Source organism: Streptomyces sp. NBC_00078 (assembly GCF_026343335.1).
Classification (GTDB): domain Bacteria; phylum Actinomycetota; class Actinomycetes; order Streptomycetales; family Streptomycetaceae; genus Streptomyces.
This window is the reverse complement of the sequence record NZ_JAPELX010000001.1, coordinates 2719641-2741526: the sequence shown is the minus strand read 5'-3', so window position 1 is coordinate 2741526 and position 21886 is coordinate 2719641. Positions and strand designations below refer to the sequence as shown.

Annotated in this window: 20 protein-coding genes; 13 read left to right on the top strand and 7 right to left on the bottom strand. The window is 69.1% G+C overall.

The window, feature by feature from the left end; all coding sequences use genetic code 11:
* Nucleotides 1–119: 119 nt before the first annotated feature.
* The 3 genes from OOK07_RS12775 to OOK07_RS12765 all read right to left on the bottom strand — a co-directional run bounded on the left by OOK07_RS12775 (nucleotide 120) and on the right by OOK07_RS12765 (nucleotide 2984).
* Nucleotides 120–980, bottom strand: a complete 861-nt coding sequence (locus tag OOK07_RS12775) for a DUF4429 domain-containing protein (protein ID WP_266796479.1) — start codon at nucleotides 978–980, stop codon at nucleotides 120–122.
* A 57-nt stretch (nucleotides 981–1037) separates the two neighbouring features.
* On the bottom strand, nucleotides 1038–2255 hold the full coding sequence (locus OOK07_RS12770) for an alpha/beta hydrolase (RefSeq protein WP_266796477.1): 1218 nt from the start codon (nucleotides 2253–2255) through the stop codon (nucleotides 1038–1040).
* A 102-nt stretch (nucleotides 2256–2357) separates the two neighbouring features.
* Entirely contained in the window at nucleotides 2358–2984 is a 627-nt protein-coding gene (locus OOK07_RS12765; RefSeq protein ID WP_266679889.1) for a TetR family transcriptional regulator, read from the bottom strand.
* A gap of 66 nt (nucleotides 2985–3050) precedes the next feature.
* On the opposite strand from OOK07_RS12765, the gene OOK07_RS12760 reads away from it, so the two are divergent.
* Complete coding sequence (locus OOK07_RS12760; RefSeq protein WP_266796475.1) at nucleotides 3051–4670, top strand: MFS transporter; 1620 nt, start codon at nucleotides 3051–3053, stop codon at nucleotides 4668–4670.
* Between the two features lie 268 nt (nucleotides 4671–4938).
* A complete protein-coding gene (locus OOK07_RS12755) occupies nucleotides 4939–5247 on the top strand; it encodes a small hydrophobic protein (protein WP_266679885.1) in 309 nt (102 codons plus the stop codon).
* Between the two features lie 55 nt (nucleotides 5248–5302).
* Here the strand turns inward: OOK07_RS12755 and OOK07_RS12750 are convergent, their stop codons facing one another.
* Entirely contained in the window at nucleotides 5303–6040 is a 738-nt protein-coding gene (locus OOK07_RS12750; RefSeq protein ID WP_266796473.1) for a potassium channel family protein, read from the bottom strand.
* Nucleotides 6041–6157: 117 nt separating this feature from the next.
* Nucleotides 6158–8905 (bottom strand): pyruvate dehydrogenase (acetyl-transferring), homodimeric type, encoded by a 2748-nt coding sequence (aceE, locus tag OOK07_RS12745; RefSeq protein WP_266679880.1) that lies wholly within the window; start codon nucleotides 8903–8905, stop codon nucleotides 6158–6160.
* Nucleotides 8906–9258: 353 nt separating this feature from the next.
* Between aceE and OOK07_RS12740 the strand changes: the two genes are divergently transcribed.
* The 6 genes from OOK07_RS12740 to OOK07_RS12715 all read left to right on the top strand — a co-directional run bounded on the left by OOK07_RS12740 (nucleotide 9259) and on the right by OOK07_RS12715 (nucleotide 13825).
* Entirely contained in the window at nucleotides 9259–9690 is a 432-nt protein-coding gene (locus tag OOK07_RS12740) for a DUF3052 domain-containing protein (protein WP_266513594.1), read from the top strand.
* Nucleotides 9691–9801: 111 nt separating this feature from the next.
* On the top strand, nucleotides 9802–10260 hold the full coding sequence (locus OOK07_RS12735; RefSeq protein ID WP_266679878.1) for a peroxiredoxin: 459 nt from the start codon (nucleotides 9802–9804) through the stop codon (nucleotides 10258–10260).
* Nucleotides 10261–10373: 113 nt separating this feature from the next.
* Nucleotides 10374–10949: a calcium homeostasis/redox stress adaptation protein gene (locus OOK07_RS12730; protein ID WP_266679876.1), complete on the top strand. Its 576-nt coding sequence runs from the start codon at nucleotides 10374–10376 to the stop codon at nucleotides 10947–10949.
* Nucleotides 10950–11064: 115 nt separating this feature from the next.
* A complete protein-coding gene (locus tag OOK07_RS12725) occupies nucleotides 11065–11640 on the top strand; it encodes a TerD family protein (RefSeq protein WP_266679874.1) in 576 nt (191 codons plus the stop codon).
* Nucleotides 11641–11829: 189 nt separating this feature from the next.
* Entirely contained in the window at nucleotides 11830–12978 is a 1149-nt protein-coding gene (locus OOK07_RS12720; protein WP_266679872.1) for a DUF475 domain-containing protein, read from the top strand.
* A 109-nt stretch (nucleotides 12979–13087) separates the two neighbouring features.
* On the top strand, nucleotides 13088–13825 hold the full coding sequence (locus OOK07_RS12715) for a TerD family protein (RefSeq protein WP_266801932.1): 738 nt from the start codon (nucleotides 13088–13090) through the stop codon (nucleotides 13823–13825).
* A gap of 9 nt (nucleotides 13826–13834) precedes the next feature.
* Here OOK07_RS12715 and OOK07_RS12710 read toward each other — a convergent pair whose 3' ends face one another.
* Nucleotides 13835–14656 (bottom strand): TerD family protein, encoded by an 822-nt coding sequence (locus tag OOK07_RS12710; protein ID WP_266796470.1) that lies wholly within the window; start codon nucleotides 14654–14656, stop codon nucleotides 13835–13837.
* Nucleotides 14657–14852: 196 nt separating this feature from the next.
* Here OOK07_RS12710 and OOK07_RS12705 point away from each other — a divergent pair, with 196 nt between their 5' ends.
* From OOK07_RS12705 to OOK07_RS12695, 3 genes are read left to right on the top strand one after another with little or no spacing between them, the layout of a single operon-like run.
* Complete coding sequence (locus tag OOK07_RS12705) at nucleotides 14853–16019, top strand: HpcH/HpaI aldolase/citrate lyase family protein (RefSeq protein WP_266796468.1); 1167 nt, start codon at nucleotides 14853–14855, stop codon at nucleotides 16017–16019.
* A 24-nt stretch (nucleotides 16020–16043) separates the two neighbouring features.
* A complete protein-coding gene (locus OOK07_RS12700; protein WP_266796466.1) occupies nucleotides 16044–18662 on the top strand; it encodes a phosphoribosyltransferase in 2619 nt (872 codons plus the stop codon).
* Entirely contained in the window at nucleotides 18662–19474 is an 813-nt protein-coding gene (locus tag OOK07_RS12695) for an HAD family hydrolase (protein WP_266679864.1), read from the top strand. The genes OOK07_RS12700 and OOK07_RS12695 overlap by 1 nt, the downstream gene beginning before the upstream one ends.
* Nucleotides 19475–19477: 3 nt before the next feature.
* On the opposite strand, the gene OOK07_RS12690 is transcribed toward OOK07_RS12695, so the two are convergent.
* Nucleotides 19478–19699, bottom strand: coding sequence for an FmdB family zinc ribbon protein (locus tag OOK07_RS12690; RefSeq protein ID WP_266679862.1), 222 nt, complete (start codon nucleotides 19697–19699; stop codon nucleotides 19478–19480).
* 103 nt (nucleotides 19700–19802) lie between these two features.
* Between OOK07_RS12690 and OOK07_RS12685 the strand changes: the two genes are divergently transcribed.
* Both OOK07_RS12685 and OOK07_RS12680 read left to right on the top strand, forming a co-directional pair.
* Nucleotides 19803–20666 (top strand): polysaccharide deacetylase family protein, encoded by an 864-nt coding sequence (locus OOK07_RS12685; protein WP_266796464.1) that lies wholly within the window; start codon nucleotides 19803–19805, stop codon nucleotides 20664–20666.
* An 85-nt stretch (nucleotides 20667–20751) separates the two neighbouring features.
* Nucleotides 20752–21867: an amidase domain-containing protein gene (locus OOK07_RS12680; protein WP_266801931.1), complete on the top strand. Its 1116-nt coding sequence runs from the start codon at nucleotides 20752–20754 to the stop codon at nucleotides 21865–21867.
* Nucleotides 21868–21886: the final 19 nt, after the last annotated feature.

The window sequence follows — 21886 nt, the reverse complement described above, 5'->3', positions numbered from 1 at the left end:
GGCTTTTCAGGGGTGCGGGGCCGTGTCGGTACGCGGCCCCGCCGCGTGGGCGCGACAAGCCACGGACAGCCCAGCCACGGACAACCCGCGGCGGCCAACAAACGGCGACCCGGCAAACGCTAGAGCTCCGCCAGCAACTCGGCCTTCTTCAGCGAGTACTCCTCATCCGTCACCAGGCCCGCCTGATGCAGTTCCCCCAGGTGCCGGATCCTCTCGGCGATGTCGGCGGGGTCACGCCGCGGCGCGCCGGCCGACACCGCTGCGACCGGCCGACAGTCCCGCACAGCGGCCAGCACGGCCGCCGCGAACGGCAGTGACTCGTGCACCGGCCCGTACCCGAGCCCGAACACCACGGCCGCCGGATCCTGGTCCGCCTGCGCGGGCGCCGGCGTCCCGTCCCGTCGTATCAGCTGGAGGTGCCCTTCGAAGACCTCGGGGGAGCGCCACTGCACCCCGCTCAGCTCGCTGACCGGAAAGCTCTGGTCGCCGGCCTTCCACTTCGCCGACGACGCCCCCGTCCAGAACCACCGGAAGCGCACGGTCCTCCCGTCGAAGGACGCCTTCGCGTCGTACGCCTTGAACTGCCGGGGCGCCTCGGGGGCGCTCACCAGATACCGCTCGGCCGCCTCGCCGTCGTCCTTCAGCTGCGTCCGCAGCTCGTCGGCGTAGTACTCGGCGAGCGTCTCGCGCTCGGCGGGCAGCACCAGCCGGTACGGATCGCACCCCTCCTTCAGTTGCCCGGCGGCCGCCTCCATCAGCGGGTCGGCGCCGGCGCGCGGCTCGATGCGCAGGACGACCGTGCCGCGCCTGCCGGGGGCCAGCGTCACGCCGGCGATCGCCTCGATCGGAACACGACGCTCACCGAGCGCCTGGAAGAGCTTGGGTGTTCGAATGCCCCGTTCGTAACGGATGAGCACGGAGTCGGACTCGAACTCCCAGGCGGCATGCAATCCGGCCAGTACGTCACCCATGCGGCTCATCGTATTCGGGACCCGCTCCTTCGTCGCCACCCTGCGCAGACCGCAGTTTCTCCGTCTCTACGCGCGTCCGGCCGCAGCCGCGCGGGACAAACCCGCCCGGCACGCGTCGCCATCACGCGCACACTGCACCGACCGGTACGCGCCAACACCGATCTCCGCGAAGTTCAGCAGGCTCTCCGTTCCCGGCTCGAAATAACCGGCATGCCCCTTCGCACCCCGCGCCGACAGCACCCGCGACCCGAACGCGGCCGACACCGGGTCGGCCCCGTGACCCAGCCCGCCGACCTCCAGGTACGGCACGTCCTGGATCCAGTCCGTGGCGTTGCGCATCGCCCACACCTGGGCGGAGGTGTGCAGGTGGGAGGCCTTCGCCACGCGCATCCCGGGACTGGCGGCCACCGCTATGTCGGTCACCCGGCGCGGCAGCGTGTGCGCGGCCACTCCGCAGACCACGGAGCCGTAGCTGTGGCAGAACAGCGACACCGGCGCGTCGCCGGGCAGCCCGCGCAGCATCGCGTTCAGCCGCACCGCGCCGTCCTCCGCGCGCATCGCCGTGGCCGAGTCGATGCCCAGTCCGGCGGGTGCCGTGTAGTCGGCCCAGGCGATCACGGCCGTACGCGTCGTCGGGCTCGCCGCCCGCTCGGCCGCGTACAGCGACGTGGCCATGCCCACCGGTGCCGTGTACCGGCGGTTCGTCTTCTGGAAGGTGAGCAGGTCGGTGTCGACCCCGGGGACGACGACCGACACACGCTCGGCCTTCTGCAGGTTCCCGATCACCTCGGCGATCCGTCCCGAGCCGTCCGGGTCGAAGGCGAGGATGTGCCGGCCCTTGTGCGTCAGCGACTCGTAGCGGTGCATACGGCGGCCCGCTTCCCGCTGCCCGAGGGCCGAAAGGCGGAGGTCGTGCATGCGCTTGAGCTCGACCTTGCGCTGCTGGACGAGCGCCAACTTGTTGGCGCGGTAGCGCAGCTCGACGGGTGCGCCGTTCATGTTGCCCACCGCGAGCGGATAGCGGCGGGCGAGACGGGCGCGCTCCTGAGCGGTGAGCGAGGTGAAGAAGCGGGCGACGCGAACGGGGGCCGCGTCGGGGTCCGGGAGGTGGTGTCCGTGGATGCGGCCGTGCTCCCAGGAGGAGAGCGAAGCCTGCAGCGGAGTCGCCTCACGGTGGCTGCGCAGGGCCGTCCAGCCGGTGGTCGCCAGCATGACGAAGACGACGGCGAGGGCGAGCAGCGCCCGCCCGACGTTCAGTTGCGGGGAGGTGTCGAAGGAAGTCACTGGGAGGACACACTAGGAGAACGAGAGGGTCTCGCGTGAACCGAGTGACAGGGATCACGTTTCGATAAACGTGGCGATGACCTCACTGTCTCCCGGTGTGTCTCAGCGTGATCGCCAGTTCCCGGTGAGTGCGGGCCCCACTTGTTCGAGGTACGAGAGGGTCAGCGCGCGCATGGCGTCGATACTGAAGTCCTCGCCCGTGCTCCACCGCCGCTCCGTCACCCGCATCACTCCGCCGAACACCGCCACGGTCAGCCGCGGCCGGGGGTCGGCGTCCACGTCGACGCCCTCGCGCCCGGCGAGCACCCGCGCGAGGGCGTCCTCGATCCCCTCGTTGCGCCGCAGATGGGCGGCGACCAGGACCGGCGTCGACTCGATCACCTGCTGCATCCGCAGATACAGCTCGACGGGTACGACGGTTTCGATGACGTCGTTGAGCGTGTCCCAGCCCTCCAGGACGGCCCGGCGCAGCGCTTCCAGCGGCGCCTCGTGGGCCGGCCGCGCGCGCACGGCCTCGACGAACCGCGCGGCCACCAGCTCCTGCAGGGCGAGGGCGGCCTCCTCCTTGCCGGCGAAGTAGCGGAAGAAGGTGCGCTGCGAGACGTCGACGGCCTCGGCGATGTCGTCGACGGTCGTCCCCTCGTAGCCGCGCGAGGTGAACAGTTCGACGGCGGCCCGCAGCAGCGCGTCCCGGGTGCGCTGCTTCTTGCGTTCGCGGAGCGTTTCCATATGCGTCAGTTACTGACTTGTGAATTGGTTTGTCAATTGTCAGCGGCTGTCACTAGCCTCGAACACATGACTAGTCAGACCACCATCGACACGACGGGGTCGGGGGACAAGGCGCCGACAGCCCCGTCGGACGCGCCGCCGGCCTCCGGGCTGCGCGGCCACCCCTGGTTCACCCTCATAACCGTCGCCGTCGGGGTCATGATGGTGGCCCTCGACGGCACCATCGTGGCCATCGCCAACCCGGCCATCCAGAAGGACCTGAAGGCGAGCTTCGCCGACGTCCAGTGGATCACCAACGGGTACTTCCTCGCCCTCGCGGTGTCGCTGATCACCGCCGGCAAGCTCGGCGACCGCTTCGGACACCGGCAGACCTTCCTGGTCGGTGTGACCGGCTTCGCGGCCGCCTCCGGCGCCATCGGCCTGTCCAGCAGCATCGCCGCCGTCGTCACCTTCCGCGTCTTCCAGGGCCTGTTCGGCGCCCTGCTGATGCCGGCCGCGCTGGGCCTGCTGCGCGCGACCTTCCCGGCCGAGAAGCTCAACATGGCCATCGGTATCTGGGGCATGGTCATCGGCGCCTCCACCGCGGGCGGCCCGATCCTCGGCGGTGTCCTGGTCGAGCACGTCAACTGGCAGTCGGTGTTCTTCATCAACGTCCCGGTGGGCGTCCTCGCCCTCGTCCTGGGCTCGCTGATCCTGCTCGACCACCGGGCGGAGAACGCGCCGCGATCGTTCGACATCCTGGGCATCGCCCTGCTGTCGGGCGCGATGTTCTGCCTGGTCTGGGCCCTGATCAAGGCGCCGACCTGGGGCTGGGGCGACGGCAAGACCTGGGCGTTCATCGCCGCCTCGGTCATCGGCTTCGCCCTGTTCTCGTTCTGGGAGACGAAGGTCAAGGAGCCGCTGATCCCGCTGGGCCTGTTCCGCTCGGTGCCGCTGTCGGCGGGCGTCGTGCTGATGGTCCTGATGGCCATCGCGTTCATGGGCGGCCTGTTCTTCGTGACGTTCTACCTGCAGAACGTGCACGGGATGAAGCCCATCGACGCGGGCCTCCATCTCCTCCCGCTCACCGGCATGATGATCGTCGGCTCCCCGCTCGCGGGCGTGATGATCACCAAGCTGGGCCCGCGCATCCCGCTGGCCGGAGGCATGGCGGCCACCGCGATCGCCATGTACGGCATGTCCACGCTGGACACGGACACCGGCAGTGCCGTGATGTCCCTCTGGTTCGCCCTGCTCGGCCTCGGTCTCGCGCCGGTCATGGTCGGCGCCACGGAGGTCATCGTCGGCAACGCCCCCATGGAGCTCTCCGGTGTCGCCGGCGGACTCCAGCAGGCCGCGATGCAGATCGGCGGCAGCCTCGGTACGGCGGTGCTGGGTGCCGTGATGGCGTCCAAGGTCGACGGCGACCTCGCCGGCAACTGGAAGGACGCCGGCCTGCCGAAGCTCACCCCGGCCCAGCTCGACCAGGCCTCCGAGGCCGTCCAGGTCGGCGTGCCCCCGGTCGCCAAGGGCACTCCGGAAGCGATCGCCGCGAAGATCGCGGACGTCGCGCACGACACGTTCGTCTCCGGCATGAGCCTGGCGTCCCTGGTCGCCTGCGCGGTCGCGGTGGTGGCGGTCTTCGTCGCCCTGCTCACCAAGCGCGGGGCGAACGCGGAGGCGGGTGCGGGCGCGGCCCACATCTGACGCGCCAACCTGACGGGTTTTCAACGGACTTCGCTCATCAGGGTGAAGACGCTAAAGATTCCTCGCTCCCGGTGCGCACCCCAGGCCACAGTGGTCACGCCCCCTCCGTACGGCATGTTCCTCGGGCAAGTTCGTACGGTGTTGAGGGCGACCGGTGCTGCGGCGCGCTGCCGGAGGGGGGCAGCGCGCCGGCAGCCCGAGGATTAGGAAGTGCACCGGGGGTACCCGCTCCTTCAGCCCCGAACAGACCCCGGGGTTCAAGGAGTTGATGATGGCGGGCTTCGGACAAGGAACGCGCAGGCACCCCCGCTCACATGGCCGTAACTGGTCACGGACCGGGCCGGATCGCGCAACGCTCGGAATCATCGGAGTCATCTGCGCGGTCGCAGGGTTCTTCGTGCTGGGGATCATCCTCGGCCCCGTGGCGATCGTCTGCGGCTGGCTCGCGATGGGCCGCACATGGGCACGCTCAGGTCCCGTACCGGCTCTGGTCGCCCTCGTGCTGGGCGCCATCGACACGCTCCTCGCGATCATCTGGCTCGCGGGGGCGGCAACCCCGGGCAGCGGACTGTTCTGACCCGGGTGCGTGAGGGAAGGGTCCCGGTGGGACGACCGGGGGCCCTTCCCTCAACTCAACTCTCCACGGATGTCTTCCTGAGCGCCGCGACCTCGGCCCGAAGCGCCCGCACTTCGTCCGTCAGCGCCTCGATCGCCTCCGTCTGCCGCCGCTCCTCCACATCGTCCTTCTCGAACCGGGCGAGGAACCACGCGGCGATGTTCGCGGTCACCACACCCAGCAGGGCGATGCCGGCGAGCATCAGGCCGACGGCGATCATCCGCCCAAGGCCGGTGGTCGGTGCATGATCCCCGTAGCCCACGGTCGTCATCGTCGTGAACGACCACCACAAGGCGTCACCCAGCGTCCGGATGTTCCCGTCCGGTGACTCCCGCTCCACCGACAGCACGGCCAGCGAGCCGAACATCAGCAGCCCCACGACCGCGCCGGCCACATACGTCGTGAGCCTGATCTGGTGGGCCATCCGGGCCCGCCGCCCCACCAGCATCAACGTCGCGACCATGCGCAGCAGCCGCAGCGGCTGAACCATTGGCAGGACCACCGCGCACAGGTCCAGCCAGTGCCCGCGCACGAACTCCCTGCGATGGCGGGAGAGCGCGAACCGCGCCACGTAGTCCGCGGCGAACGCCCCCCACACCACCCACTCGACCGCCGTGCACACCGCGGTCAGCGAATGGCCGGCCGAACTGTCCACGATCGGCACGGCGTACGCGAGGGCGAACGCCACGGCGAGCGCCAGCAGAGGCCGCTGGGTGAGGTGTTCCCAACGTGCTTGCGCCGATTGTTCCTGCATGCACGCATCGTAAGGAAACAGTGAAGGGGAGGGGCCTCGTGAGCCCCTCACCTTCAACCGGTCGACTCCGGGGCGCCACCGGCGCCCCGCGGGTTCACACGGCCCGCTCGCGGAGCGCTACGCGTCGCCGCCCGCCGCTCCGGGGTGCGCCGCCGACACGTCGAGGAGCTGGTACCGGTCGATCGCCTGCTTCAGCACAGACCGGTCGACCTTGCCCTCCTTGGCCAGCTCGGTCAGCACCGCCACCACGATCGACTGCGCGTCGATGTGGAAGAAGCGCCGCGCCGCACCACGCGTGTCCGCGAAGCCGAACCCGTCGGCGCCCAGCGACTGGTACGTCCCCGGCACCCACCGGGCGATCTGGTCCGGAACCGACCGCATCCAGTCGGAGACGGCCACGAACGGACCCTCGGCCCCGCTCAGCTTGCGCGTCACGTACGGCACCCGCTGCTCCTCGTCAGGGTGCAGCAGATTGTGCCGCTCGACGTCCACGGCCTCGCGCCGCAGCTCGTTCCAGGAGGTCGCCGACCAGACGTCGGCCTTGACGTTCCACTCCTCGGCGAGGATCCTCTGCGCCTCGATGGCCCACGGCACGGCCACACCCGACGCCATGATCTGCGCCGGAATCGACCCCGAAGTGCCCGCGCTCAGACGGTGGATGCCCTTGACGATGCCCTCGGCGTCCACGTTGTCCGGCTCGGCCGGGTGCTGGATGGGCTCGTTGTAGACGGTGAGGTAGAAGAACACGTCCTCGCCGTGCGGGTGCTCGGGCGAGGAGCCGTACATCCGGCGCAGACCGTCCTGCACGATGTACGCGATCTCGTACGAGTACGCCGGGTCGTAGGCGACACAGCCCGGGTTGGTCGAGGCGAGCAGCTGCGAGTGGCCGTCCGCGTGCTGCAGCCCCTCACCGGTCAGCGTCGTACGTCCCGCGGTCGCACCCAGCACAAAGCCGCGCGCCAGCTGGTCGGCCATCTGCCAGAACTGGTCGCCGGTGCGCTGGAAACCGAACATCGAGTAGAAGACATAGACCGGGATCAGCGGCTCGCCGTGCGTGGCGTAGGCCGAGCCGGCCGCGATCAGCGAGGCCGTGCAGCCCGCCTCGGAGATGCCGTCGTGCAGCATCTGCCCGGTCGGCGACTCCTTGTACGCGAGCAGGAGTTCGCGGTCGACCGACTCGTACTGCTGGCCCAGCGGGTTGTAGATCTTCGCGCTCGGGAAGAAGGAGTCCATGCCGAACGTGCGGTACTCGTCCGGCGCGATCAGCACGAACCGCTTGCCGATCTCCTTGTCCCGCATGAGGTCCTTTAGCAGGCGTACGAAGGCCATCGTTGTGGCGATCGACTGCTGACCGGACCCCTTCTTCACGCTCGCATACGTCTTGTCGTCGGGCAGTGCCAGGGGCTTGGAGCGCACCACGCGGGTGGGGACGTACCCGCCGCAGCCCTTGCGGCGGTCGTGCATGTACTGGATCTCCTCGGAGTTCCGCCCCGGGTGGTAGTACGGCGGTACGCCGCTCTCCAGCTCCTTGTCGGAGATCGGCAGGTGCAGCCGGTCGCGGAAGCGCTTGAGGTCGTCGACCGTCAGCTTCTTCATCTGGTGCGTGGCGTTGCGGCCCTCGAAGTTCGGGCCCAGCGTCCAGCCCTTGACCGTCTTGGCGAGGATCACCGTCGGCTGGCCCTTGTGCGCCTTGGCCGCCGAGAAGGCCGCGAAGATCTTCTTGTGGTCGTGACCGCCGCGCCCCAGGTGCAGGATCTGGTCGTCGGTCATGCCCTCGACCATCGCGCGCAGCCGCTGGTCGTCGCCGAAGAAGTGGTCACGGATGTACGCGCCGGACTCGGTCGCATACGTCTGGAACTGGCCGTCCGGCGTCGTGTTCATCTTGTTGACCAGCAGGCCGTCGCGGTCCTGGGCCAGCAGCGGGTCCCAGGTGCGGTCCCAGATCAGCTTGATGACGTTCCAGCCGGCGCCCCGGAAGACCGACTCCAGCTCCTGGATGACCTTGCCGTTGCCGCGGACCGGGCCGTCCAGGCGCTGCAGGTTGCAGTTGACGACGAAGGTCAGGTTGTCCAGGCCCTCACGGGCGGCGATGGTCAGCTGGCCGAGCGACTCCGGCTCGTCCATCTCGCCGTCGCCGAGGAACGCCCACACCTGCGACTTCGAGGTGTCGGCGATCCCGCGCGCGTGCATGTAGCGGTTCATCCGCGCCTGGTAGATCGCACCGATCGGGCCGAGGCCCATCGACACCGTCGGGAACTCCCAGAATTCCGGCATCGAGCGCGGGTGCGGATACGAGGACAGGCCGTGCGGAGCCTTCGACTTCTCCTGCCGGAACCCGTCGAGGTTCTCCTCGGTCAGCCGGTCGAGCAGGAACGCGCGCGCATAGATGCCGGGAGAGGCGTGGCCCTGGAAGAAGACCTGGTCACCGCCGTCGCCCTCGTCCTTGCCGCGGAAGAAGTGGTTGAAGCCCACGTCGTACAGTGATGCCGAGGAGGCGAAGGTGGCGATGTGGCCGCCGACGCCGATGCCCGGGCGCTGGGCGCGCGAGACCATCACCGCGGCGTTCCAGCGGGTCGCGTTGAGGATCTTGCGCTCGATCTCCTCGTTGCCGGGGAAGAACGGCTCGCTCTTGGTCGGGATGGTGTTGACGTAGTCCGTGCTGCGCATCTCGGGCACGGCCACGCGCTTCTCGCGGGCTCGCTCGATCAGTCGCAGCATCAGGTAGCGGGCCCGCTCGCGGCCTCGCTCGTCGACGGCGGCGTCGAGCGAGTCGAGCCACTCCTGGGTCTCCTCGGGGTCGAAGTCAGGAACCTGACTCGGAAGGCCGCCAATGATGATCGGGTTGCGATCGGATCCGGAAGCCACGCTGTTCCTTACCTGTCAGAGGGCTGCTTTGAGCTGCGTTTCGGTATGCCTGCACCGTTCCCCATCGTGTACCTCGCCGACGCAAACGTCATCTCTACTGAGAGGTAACCGAGACCTCCGACAGTTTCCACGGGTTCCCAATGCCACAAAGGGGGCAGAAAGGTGTGGTGTAGGTCACTTTTGGCGGCAATCGTGTGCCTGAAGTTGGGGTGACACGGCCAGGATCGTCACCGTTTCGGCGGTCTGAACGGCCGGGTACTTGCGCGATCCGCCCCGCCCGTGTGGACTACGGCCAATGCTTCGCGCACGCGCGTGGCTGAGATATTCACCAAGACATGATCAGGAGGCAACCCGTGAGCGCGACCGCGGACCACGCGGAGACGAGCCCTGCCGTCAGGCTGGGGTTCCAGCCCGAGCAGGTGGTCCAGGAGATCGGCTACGACGACGACGTAGACCAGGAACTCCGCGAGGCCATTGAGCAAGTCATCGGCAGTGACCTTGTGGACGAGGATTACGACGACGTCGCCGATGCCGTGGTGCTCTGGTTCCGCGACGACGACGGCGACCTGACCGATGTGCTGGTGGACGCCACCACGTACATCGAGGAGGGCGGGTCGATCCTGTTGCTGACGCCGAAGACCGGCCGCGACGGCTACGTGGAGCCGAGCGACATCTCCGAAGCCTCGACGACCGCGGGGCTGTCCGCCTCCAAGAGCGTCAGTGTGGGCAAGGACTGGAGCGGCAGCCGGCTCGTGACGCCGAAGGCGGCCAAGTCCAAGAAGTGACATCGCCGGACGGGCCGAGCCGTCGTGCTCGGCCCGTCCGTCGGCTTTCGGTGATCGCTGCGTAGGGTGGTTCCACCACCCGAACAGCCCCACCGAAAGGGAAATACTGCGATGGCGATCCAGGTCGGCGACAAGGCCCCCGACTTCGAGCTCAAGGACAACCACGGCGCCACCGTGCGGCTCTCCGACTTCCGTGGCGAGAAGAACGTGGTCCTGCTCTTCTACCCCTTCGCCTTCACCGGCGTGTGCACCGGTGAGCTGTGCGCGGTGCGCGACAGCCTGCCGCAGTTCTCCGACCGCGACACCCAGGTGCTGGCCGTCTCCAACGACTCCATCCACACCCTGCGCGTCTTCGCCGAGCAGGAGGGCTTCGACTACCCGCTGCTGAGCGACTTCTGGCCGCACGGCGAGGTCTCCCGCGCCTACGACGTCTTCGCCGAGGACAAGGGCTGCGCGGTGCGCGGCACCTTCGTCATCGACAAGGAGGGCGTCGTGCGCTGGACCGTCGTCAACGCGCTCCCGGACGCCCGCGACCTGAACGAGTACGTGAAGGCACTCGACACCCTGTGATTGTTGGCCCCCAAGGCCTGCGTGCCGCGGGAACCCGTCACTAGGATCGAGACGTTGATCCGATGTCAGAACGCACGCGGGGCTCCCCGCCCCTGGAACCCAATGGAGGACTCGTGGGAGTCAGCCTCAGCAAGGGCGGCAACGTATCGCTGACCAAGGAGGCCCCGGGCCTGACCGCGGTCATCGTCGGTCTGGGGTGGGACGTCCGCACCACGACCGGCACCGACTTCGACCTGGACGCCAGCGCGCTGCTGGTGGACTCGTCCGGCAAGGTCGCCAGCGACGCGAACTTCGTCTTCTTCAACAACCTCAAGAGCCCGGACGGCTCAGTCGAGCACACCGGTGACAACATCACCGGTGAGGGCGAGGGCGACGACGAGCAGATCAAGATCAACCTCGTCGGCGTCCCGGCCGAGGTCGACAAGATCGTCTTCCCGGTCTCGATCTACGACGCCGAGAACCGCCAGCAGTCCTTCGGCCAGGTACGCAACGCGTTCATCCGCGTGGTGAACCAGGCGGGCGAGGCGGAGATCGCGCGTTACGACCTCTCCGAGGACGCCTCGACGGAGACCGCCATGGTCTTCGGCGAGCTGTACCGGCACGGTGCGGAGTGGAAGTTCCGCGCTATCGGCCAGGGCTACGCCTCGGGCCTGCGCGGCATCGCGCAGGACTTCGGCGTGAACGTCTGAGACGCGTCCCAGGGCACACGCCACAGGGCCTCATCGGCCGGCGCCGCACCGTTTGCGTGCGGCGCCGGCCGCGCAGGACAACCAAACAAGCACCATCTCGGGGAGGACCAGCATCATGGGCGTCACGCTCGCCAAGGGGGGCAACGTCTCCCTGTCCAAGGCCGCACCCAACCTCACTCAGGTCATGGTCGGACTCGGCTGGGACGCGCGCTCCACCACCGGAGCCCCGTTCGACCTCGACGCCAGTGCCCTGTTGTGCAACAGCGGGCGGGTGCTGGGTGACGAGTACTTCGTCTTCTACAACCAGCTCAAGAGCCCGGAGGGCTCGGTCGAGCACACGGGCGACAACCTCACCGGTGAGGGCGAGGGCGACGACGAGTCGATCCTGGTCGAGCTCGGCCAGGTGCCCGCCCAGTGCGACAAGATCGTCTTCCCGGTCTCGATCCACATGGCCGACGAGCGCGGCCAGACCTTCGGACAGGTGAGCAACGCCTTCATCCGCGTCGTCAACCAGGCCGACGGACAGGAGCTGGCCCGTTACGACCTCTCCGAGGACGCCTCGACGGAGACCGCCATGATCTTCGGCGAGCTCTACCGCTACCAGGGCGAATGGAAGTTCCGGGCGGTGGGGCAGGGGTACGCGTCGGGGCTGAGGGGCATCGCGCTGGACTTCGGGGTCAACGTCTCGTAGGGACCGAGCACGGCACAGGCCCGCTCCTTTGCAGGACCGAAACCGCCCCGGACCTGCGGCTCTCCGGTCGGTCGGGGTCCGCGTGTCCCGGCCGGCGGATCCTCCCTCTAGACTTGCGGCCGCAACGTCAACATTGAGTAAAGCCGAGTACGGCGCGGGGGAGACCCGTACCTACGGATTGGGTAGCCAGTGCTTCTGAAAACCTTCGGCTGGTCGTTCGCGGTCACCGCGCTCGGCCTGGTCGCTGCGGTCTTCTACGGGGGGTGGGAGGCCCTCGGCATCGTGGCGATCCTCACCATCCTCGAGATCTCGCTGTCGTTCGACAACGCGGTGGTCAACGCCGGAATCCTGAAGAAGATGAATGCCTTCTGGCAGAAGATCTTCCTCACGGTCGGTGTTCTCATCGCGGTCTTCGGCATGCGGCTCGTCTTCCCCGTCGTCATCGTCGCCGTCACCGCCAAGATCGGCCCGATTGACGCGGTCGACCTCGCCCTGAACAACAAGGACCACTACCAGCAGCTGGTCACGGACGCCCACCCGGCGATCGCCGCCTTCGGTGGCATGTTCCTGCTGATGATCTTCCTCGACTTCATCTTCGAGGACCGGGACATCCAGTGGCTGCGCTGGATCGAGCGCCCCCTGGCCAAGCTCGGCAAGGTCGACATGCTGTCGGTCTGCATCGCACTGGTCGTCCTGCTGGTCACCTCCTTCACCTTCGCCACCCACGCCCACCAGCACGGCGGCGCGCACGTCGACAAGGCGCAGACGGTGCTGATCTCCGGCATCGCGGGCCTGATCACGTACATGGTCGTCGGCGGACTCTCCGGCTACTTCGAGGACAAACTCGAGGAAGAGGAGGAGCGGGAGCACGAGGAGGAGGAAGAGGCCGAGCGGACCGGCAAGAAGAAGCAGCCCGTCGTGCTGGCCGGCCAGGCCGCGTTCTTCATGTTCCTCTACCTGGAGGTCCTGGACGCGTCCTTCTCCTTCGACGGCGTGATCGGCGCGTTCGCCATCACCAACGACATCGTGCTGATGGCGCTGGGTCTCGGTATCGGCGCGATGTACGTCCGGTCGCTCACCGTCTACCTGGTCCGTCAGGGCACCCTCGATGACTACGTCTACCTGGAGCACGGCGCGCACTACGCGATCGGCGCGCTGGCCGTGCTCCTCATGGTCACCATCCAGTACCAGATCAACGAGGTCATCACCGGCCTCGTCGGCGTCGTCCTGATCGGCTGGTCCTTCTGGTCCTCCGTGCGCCGCAACAAGGCCCTCGCGGAAGCCGAGGGAAAAGCGGCGGCCTCGGACGAGAAGACTGAGATCTCGTCCGGGGTGTGACGCACCTGCGGGTGAGGGAACGCTCTGTGCGGGGCGGCCGGTCTCCGGCCGCCCCGCCGGTTTTTCAAACAGCCGGGTCTGAGGGACCCGGGTGAATCTGGGGGCGGGAATGGGCTTCTTCGACGGGCTCTGGCGCGGACGCGAGGCCGACTTCGACTCGGGCAGCGCGGCCACGAACTCCATCGCGCTGACCAAACGGCACCACCAGGTCTCCCTCACCAAGCAGGGCGCGGCGACGGGCCATCTCCGGGTCAACCTGCACTGGCGGATGCGGACGTCCGACATCGGCGGGACGCAGCGGGAGTCCATGCTCAGGCACCCCTTCAAGGCGCTCAAGCCGCCGGAGGTCATGGGACACAGCCAGAGCATGGTCAACGTCGACCTCGACCTGGGGTGCCTGTACGAGCTGCAGGACGGCACGAAGGGGGTCGTGCAGCCCCTCGGCGGCTTCCTGGGAGACGTGAACGCGGCGCCGTACGTCAAGCTCAGCGGCGACGACCGGTTCGGGTCGGCGTCCGGCGAGACGATGTACGTCAACCTCGACCACCGGGACGAGATCAAGCGTCTGCTGGTCTTCGTGTACATCTACGACCAGACGCCGGCCTTCGACCGTACGCACGCGATCGTGACGCTGTACCCGAGCAACGGGCCGCGGATCGAGATACATCTGGACGAACGCCATCCCCAGGCCCGCTCGTGCGCGGTCGTGATGATCGAGAACGTCAAGGGCGAGCTGGTCGTACGGCGCGAGGTGAAGTTCGTCTACGGGTTCCAGGCGGAGCTGGACCGGTTGTACGGGTGGGGCCTGCAGTGGGGGCGGGGCTACAAGTCCAAGGCCGAGCGCTGAGGGCCGCCCCTACGGCCGGATGAACTGAGGTCCCTGGGGCGGGAGCCGGAAGTCCGGGTTTGGGGCGGACGTCACCGCGGGCGGGTAGCCGGACTGGGCGCCCGCAGCGGCCGCCGCCGCGGGCTGGGGGTAGCCGTAGGCGGGCTGCGTGGGGGGAGGCTGCTGGGGATAGCCGTACGCCGGCTGCACCGGGACCGCGGTCGGCTGCTCGGGCGGGAGCGGCCGGGAGACCTCGGGTGCGGGGACCGCGGCGGCCGACTGCGCCTGCCCGGGCTCGGCCGCGGCCTCCGACTCGTCCACCGAGATACCGAACTCGGTGGCCAGGCCCTTCAGACCGTTCGAGTAGCCCTCGCCCAGGGCGCGGAACTTCCAGCCTTCGCCTCGGCGGTACAGCTCGCCGCAGATCAGGGCCGTTTCCTGGCCCGTCTGAGGCTTGATGTCGAAGCGGATCAGCGGCTCGCTGCCGGCGCCGGCGGCGTCGTACAGCAGGATGCGCAGTCCCTGTACACGGTCGAAGGTGACGTCCTCCGCCGAAGCGACCAGGAGAATCCGGCTGACGTCGGCCTCGACACCGGTCAGATCTGTCTGGATCGTGTCGGTGAGGCCGTCGGTGACGCGCTTCTTGCCGAGCCACCTGGCCTTCCCGGAGGGGTGCCGGGGCTGGTTGTAGAAGACGAAGTCCTCGTCGGAGCGCACCCGGCCGTCGGGGCCGAGGAGCAGCGCCGAGACGTCGACATCCGGGACCCCGTGCCCGGGCGTCCAGCGCAGCACGGCGCGCACCGTGGCGGCCTCGAGCGGGACGTTCGACCCCTTCAGCATCGCGTGCGTCATGCGGTCATCCTGCCTTCTCGGTTCTGATCACGACAACGCGGGGTACACGACCCGCAGCCGTGTCGAATAGCCGTCGACATGGCCGAGTTACCAGAAATTCATGCCCAGTGGGAACCCTTGGCATGGATCTCTACGTACTATTACCGGCCACCTATTGCCGACTACTCGGCATCACCTTGCGCCCCGGGGGAGTCCTATGCGTCATTTCGGGCACATCGCCCCGGAGGTGCGACAGCACCTCTTCCACCAGGAGCCGTGTGAGTTCACCACGGACTCTCCGGCCAGGCTGCTCTCCGTAGCCCTCGGCGCCACGCTCTACAGCCCGGCCACCAGGCCGCGGCTCGCCGACGACATCCTCAAGCAGGCGGGGCTGGGCGTTGTCTCGATGGTGCTGTGCCTGGAGGACTCGATCAACGACGCGGACGTGCCGGAGGGGGAGGAGAACCTCGTCCGCCAGTTCGCCGACCTTTACGCGCGTGCCGGATCCTGCCTCCCGCTGCTTTTCATCCGGGTCCGTACGCCCGAGCAGATTCCCGACCTGGTGGAGCGGCTCGGGGTGACGGTCCGGTTGCTGTCCGGATTCGTGCTTCCCAAGTTCACCGAGGAGCGCGGCATCCCCTTCCTGGAGGCCCTCTCCGGCGCCGAGGCCGCGAGCGGGCGGCGGCTGTTCGCGATGCCGGTGCTGGAGTCGCCCGAGCTGCTCTACCGCGAGTCGCGGGTGGAGAGCCTGGAGGGCATCGCCCGCGCCGTCGACAAGTACCGCGACCGCGTGCTCGCGCTGCGCCTGGGCGTGACCGACTTCTGCTCCTCGTACGGGCTGCGCCGGGCCCCCGACATGACGGCGTACGACGTCCATGTCGTCGCTTCCGTGATCTCCGACGTGGTGAACATGCTCGGGCGGGCCGACGGCACCGGATTCACGGTGACCGGGCCCGTGTGGGAGTACTTCCGGGTGCCGGAGCGCATGTTCAAGCCGATGCTGCGCACCAGCCCCTTCCTGGAGGGGCAGGCCGTCGAGCTGCGCGAGAAACTGATTGAGCACGCCATGGACGGGCTGCTGCGGGAGATCTCCCTGGACCAGGCCAACGGCCTGCTGGGCAAGACCTGCATCCACCCCTCCCACGTACTGCCCGTGCATGCGCTGTCCGTGGTCAGTCACGAAGAGTTCGGCGACGCCACGGACATCCTGCGGCCCGAGCGCGGCGGCGGGGGTGTGCTGAGGTCGGCGTACACCAACAAGATGAACGAGGTGAAGCCGCACCGCGCGTGGGCCGAGCGGACCATGCTGCGGGCCGAGGTGTTCGGCGTCGCGCGCGAGGACGTCAGCTTCGTGGACCTGCTCGCCGCCGGAATCCCCGGCTGAACCCACTTCACCATCTAGGGACGCATGAACAACGCAGTGAACAACCCGGTCTGGTCCGGGACCTGGGTCGCCGAGCGGCTCGGTCTCGAACTCACGGGCGATGACGAGCTGACCGACCTGCTGGGGCTGGCCCTGCGCCGCAACCCCAAGCGGGCGCATCTGCTCGTGTCCAACGTGCTCGGCAAGCACATACCGCAGTCGCCGTCCGTGGTGTACGGCTACGGGTTCGAGCTCGGGCGCCGGGTGCGGGAGCTCTTGGGCGCCCAGGAGGCCGCCGGGGCGGTCGTCCTCGGGTACGCGGAGACGGCAACGGGTCTTGGCCACTCGGTCGCCGACGGCGTGGGGCTCGCTCCGTACATGCACTCCACGCGCCGCCCGGTCGCCTCGGTCGCCCCGGCGGGTGGCTTCGAGGAGTCGCACTCGCATGCCACGTCCCACCTGCTGCTGCCGGAGGACCCTGTGCTGCTGGTGGGGGACGGGCCGTTGGTGCTGGTCGACGACGAGTTCTCCACCGGGAACACGGTGTTGAACACGATCCGGGATCTTCACGAGCGGTATCCGCGGCGGCGGTACGTCGTCGTGGCCCTGGTCGACATGCGCTCGGCGGCGGATCTGGGGCGGCTGGAGGGGTTCGCGCGGGAGATCGGTGCGAGGGTCGACCTCGTGGCGGCCGCTTCCGGGACGGTGCGGTTGCCGCACGGCGTGCTGGAGCGGGGGCAGGAGCTGGTGGCGCGGTACGAGGCAGAGAGTGCCGCAGCGGGTCGTTCGTCGGCTGCGGCGCCCTCGTGGCCGGTCGCGCCCCGCGGCGGAGCCGCAAACAGACACAGCCCCGCGCCCCTTGAGGGCGGTGACGTCGAGGCCGGCTTGAGCTGTACCCCCCCAGCGGCGCGGGGAACCGCGCGATCGGCCCCCACTGACTCGCACGTGGCAGACGACCGTATCCGGCAGACGCGACCCCATGGTCACATCACCCGAGTAGAGCTGTTCTGGCCGCAGGGCCTGCCCGACGGCGGTCGGCACGGCTTCACGCCCGCCCACCGGACCCGCCTCGAAAACGCGCTGCCCGCGATGGCGGCCCGCCTCGCAGAGGCACTCCCCGCTGACGCGCGGAGCGTTCTCGTGCTCGGGTTCGAGGAGCTGATGTACGCCCCGCTCAGGCTCGCCCGTGAGCTGGAGCAGGTCGTCGACGCCGAGGTGCGGTACTCCACGACCACCCGCTCGCCGGTGCTCGCGGTCGACGACCCCGGGTACGCGATACGCAGCCGTATCGTCTTCCCCGCCCACGACGACCCGGCCGACGGCCCCGGGCCGCGGTACGCCTACAACGTCGCAGGCGCGGGCTTCGACGCCGTGGTCGCCGTGGTCGACTCCGCCGCCGACACCCCCGAACTGCACACGCCGGACGGCCTGTTGGCCCAGCTGGCCGCTCACACCCCGCACGTCGCCCTCGCGGTCGTGCCCTCGTACGTCCCCGAAAGGCCCGCCATGCTGCCCGAGCCCCTTCGCGGCCCCGCCTTCTCCTCGTACGCGCCCCAAGAGGTCGGCTGGCTGCTCCAGGACCTCTCGGACGTGACGCTGGAGGCGCCGACCGAGGAGCGCGAGGAGGCCATCCAGAGCGGTGGCGCGCACTACGCCGAGTCGCTGCCGGTCGAGTACCAGCCGAGCGAGCAGTACCAGGAGCTGTTCCACACGGCGCTGCGGGAGTCCACGGCGCGGCTCGCGCTGGCGGTCGGCGCGGTGACGGAGATCGTGCTCGCCGAGCGGTCGCCGCGGCCGGTGCTCGTCTCGCTGGCCCGTGCCGGTACGCCCATCGGCGTGCTGATGCGGCGCTGGGCCCAGTTCCGGCACGGGCTCGAACTGCCCCACTACGCGGTCTCCATCGTCCGCGGGCGAGGCATCGACGCCAACGCGCTGCGCTGGCTGGCCGCCCACCACGACCCCTCCGACGTCGTGTTCGTCGACGGCTGGACCGGCAAGGGTGCCATCACCCGCGAACTCGCCGACGCGATACGGGAGTTCGAGGTGTCCGACGGGATCACCGGCTTCGACCCGGAGATCGCGGTGCTGGCCGACCCGGGCTCGTGTGTGCGGACGTACGGCACCCGGGAGGACTTCCTCATCCCCTCGGCCTGCCTCAACTCGACCGTCTCGGGCCTGATCTCGCGGACGGTGCTGCGCGCGGACCTCGTCGGCCCGTACGACTTCCACGGCGCCAAGTTCTACCGCGAGCTGGCCGGCGCCGATGTCTCGGTGGACTTCGTGGACGCCGTCGCGGCACGCTTCCCGGACGTCGCGGACGCCGCCGACGCACAGGCCAAGGAGCTGCTGGCCGGTGACCGCGAGCCGACCTGGGAGGGCTGGGCGGCCGTCGAGCGGATCAGTGAGGAGTACGGCATCCACGACGTGAACCTCGTCAAGCCGGGCGTCGGGGAGACCACGCGCGTGCTGCTGCGCCGGGTGCCGTGGAAGATCCTGGCGCGGGCCGGGGCGGGCGCCGACCTGGACCATGTGCGGCTGCTGGCCGGGCAGAGAGGCGTACCGGTGGAAGAGGTCGCCGAACTGCCGTACACCTGCGTGGGGTTGATCCACCCCAGGTTCACGCGGGGCGCGACCGGTGCCGACGGCCGGGCGGTGTCGGTCTGATGCCGGTGCTGGTGGCGAGCGACCTCGACCGTACGCTCATCTACTCCGCTGCGGCCCTCGCGCTGACCATGCCGGACGCGCGGGCGCCCCGGCTGCTCTGCGTCGAGGTGCACGAGGCCAGGCCGCTGTCGTTCATGACGGAGACGGCGGCCGGACTGCTGACCGACCTCGGTGACGCGGCGGTGTTCGTGCCGACGACGACGCGCACGCGCAAGCAGTACCAGCGCATCAACCTGCCGGGCCCGCCGCCCAAGTACGCGATCTGTGCCAACGGCGGCCATCTGATGGTGGACGGCGTCTCCGACCTCGACTGGCACGCGCGCGTGACGGCACGGCTGGCCGAGCGGTGCGCGCCGCTGGACGAGGTGCGGGAGCATCTGCTGCGGACGACGGACCCGGCGTGGGTGCGCAAGCACCGGGTCGCCGAGGACCTCTTCGCCTATCTCGTCGTCGAGCGTGAACTGCTGCCCGAGGACTGGGTGAAGGAACTCGCGGTGTGGGCGGAGAACCGTGGCTGGACCGTGTCGCTACAGGGCCGCAAGCTCTACGCCGTCCCCAAGCCGCTCACCAAGAGCGCGGCGATGCGCGAGGTCGCCCGGCGCACGGGCGCAACCCTGACGCTGGCCGCGGGTGACTCCCTGCTGGACGCCGACCTGCTGCTCGCAGCGGACAAGGGCTGGCGCCCGGGCCACGGCGAACTGGCGGACGCCGGCTGGACTGCCCCGGAGATCGTGGCGCTGCCGGAGCGGGGGATCCTGGCCGGGGAGCGAATCCTCCGGGAGTTCCTGAAGGCGGCCGGGGCGGCTCAGTAGGCGTCAGCCGCAGCACCCGCCACCGCAGCAACCGCCCCCGCCGCCACCGCTCGCAGGTGCCGCGGCGGGGGCGGACGTCGTCCCGCCCACCGCCACCGTCGACAGAAGCTTCACGGTGTCCGCATGCCCGGCAGGGCAGTCGGCGGGGTCGGAGGACTGAGCCATCGGCCGGCTCAGTTCGAACGTGTCGCCGCAGGTCCGGCAGCGGAATTCGTAGCGAGGCATGCGACCAGGTTAACGGGACGGCGAGGCCCTGAGTGTGACCAATCCCTCAAGGTCGCCATGTTCCTTACTGATCGGTATGTGATTGTTCCTGTTGGATTCGTGTGTGGTCCGCACCCTGACCGCCTTCCTCGTGGTGGCCTCGGTGGTCGCCGCATTCCTGGTCCTGACCCGCCCGGACCACACCACCCCCACCGCCTCCGCGAGCAAGACCCCCAGGTCCTCGACCGCCAGGACCAGCGCGGAACCCGCCTGGAACGGCAGGACCGAGATCCTCGGCGACGGCTCCACCTCCTACACCGGCCCGCAGAAAGGCGAGTTGAAGCCGAAGCCGCTCAAACCCGGGGAGTACGCGTTCGTGGAGAACTGGAAGACCAACACCGGCTACACCGATGTACCCGCCCTGCCCTTCGACTTCCGCAAGGAGGTCACCGGTGGCCGCGCCCCCTGTCTGGAGGGCCAGAAGAACCTGCTCAAGGCCGTCAGGAGCTACGGCTGGCGCTACGACGCCTCGTCCACGGGCGACTTCCAGATCTGGCCCGCCAGGAAGAACGGCGTCTGGGACTTCCCACTGCAGCTGCTCCCCTACGAGCAGGGCAGGTACCAGGGCCTGTCGATGGACTTCAACTTCCTCGCCAACCAGTCCAGGGGCGAGACCGACGGCGACCCCGCCGACTACACCCGGTGGCAACAGCAGACCGTCGACTCCTACCTGGCCGGCTTCGACCGCGTGTACTACGGCAGCCGCGCCCCGCTGTTCATCGGCAACCACTTCGAAGGGTGGAACGGTGGCATCTACATGAAGGCCGTCGACCAGGTCGTCAAGAACGTCTGCACGAAGAAGGGCGTCAAGTGCGTGTCCTTCAAGGAGCTGGCCGACTGGCTGGACGTGCAGCAGCCGCAGACCCTGGCGCGACTGCGGGGCCTGGACCCCGCACAGGGGCCCGACTGGTCGACGATCGCGCACTGAACCACCCCCACCACCACAAGGAGACCCCTCAGTGAGACCCAGCAAGTCCCGTACGAACAGCGGCCGTTGCACGATCGCGGCCGCGATGTCCCTCTCCGTGGCCCTGCTTCCCCTGTCCGCCGCCCACGCGGCAGGCGCCGCCCCCACCGCGGGAACACCCGCGCCGGCCGTGACCGCGGCGACGACCGACGCCTTCGGCCGTCTCGCGGACGCCGTCCTCACCGACCGTACGGCCGCCCTTCTCGCAGGGGCGCCGAAAGCACCTGCGGCTCTGCAGGCGATGGGCGGTGTGCGCCTGGCGGCCACGGCGGCCAGGTCCGAGGCCGGCGCAGTGACGGCCCTGCACGGCACCCGCTCCCGGCTCGCCGCGCTCGGCGAGGCCTACACCGGCGCCGACACGAAGGTCACCGTCGACAGCACCCGCCTGCGGGGCCGCACGGTCACGGTCCAGGTCACCGAGAGCACCACCCTGACGTACGCGAAGGTACGCGGCGACGAACCCGCCACCACGGGCTTCACCGCCCACCACCGGCTCACCTTCACCGCGGGCCCGGACGGCACCTGGCAGCTCACCCGCGAACGCCTCACCGACGAGGGCCCCCGCCCGGTCAACGAACCCGCCCCCGTGATCGCCGCGCCCACCGTCCGCCCGGGCGCCGTCATCGACGCGCCCCGGGCGGCCACCACCTACCCCGCCCCCGCGAAGCCCAAGAACCTCGGCACCGGAACCACGTACAAGTACGCGGCGATGGCGACGTACGCCGAGAAGTACTGGAAGAACTACAACACCGCCTACCGGCGCTACAGCAGCGTCGGCGGAGACTGCACCAACTTCGTCAGCCAGTCCCTGTTCGCCGGCGGCTGGAAGCAGGTCACCAGCTCCCGCGAGGACTACGGCACTTGGTACTCGAAGACGTCGGGCGAGTCGGACACCTGGATCGGCGTCAACGAGTGGTCGTGGTTCACGCAGACCGCGAAGCGGACGACCGCGCTGGCGAACGCGTACCAGATGGACGTCGGTGACCTGCTGCAGATGGACTTCGACAGGGACGGGTCGAAGGACCACTCCATGATGACCACCTACCGCAGTTCCAGCGGCGTGCCGTACCTGACGTACCACGACACCGACACCTACCGGCGGTCGCTGTCGAGCCTGATCGCGTCGTATCCGAACTCGGCCTACTACGCCTACCGGAGCTAGTAGACTGTCGCGACTAAGT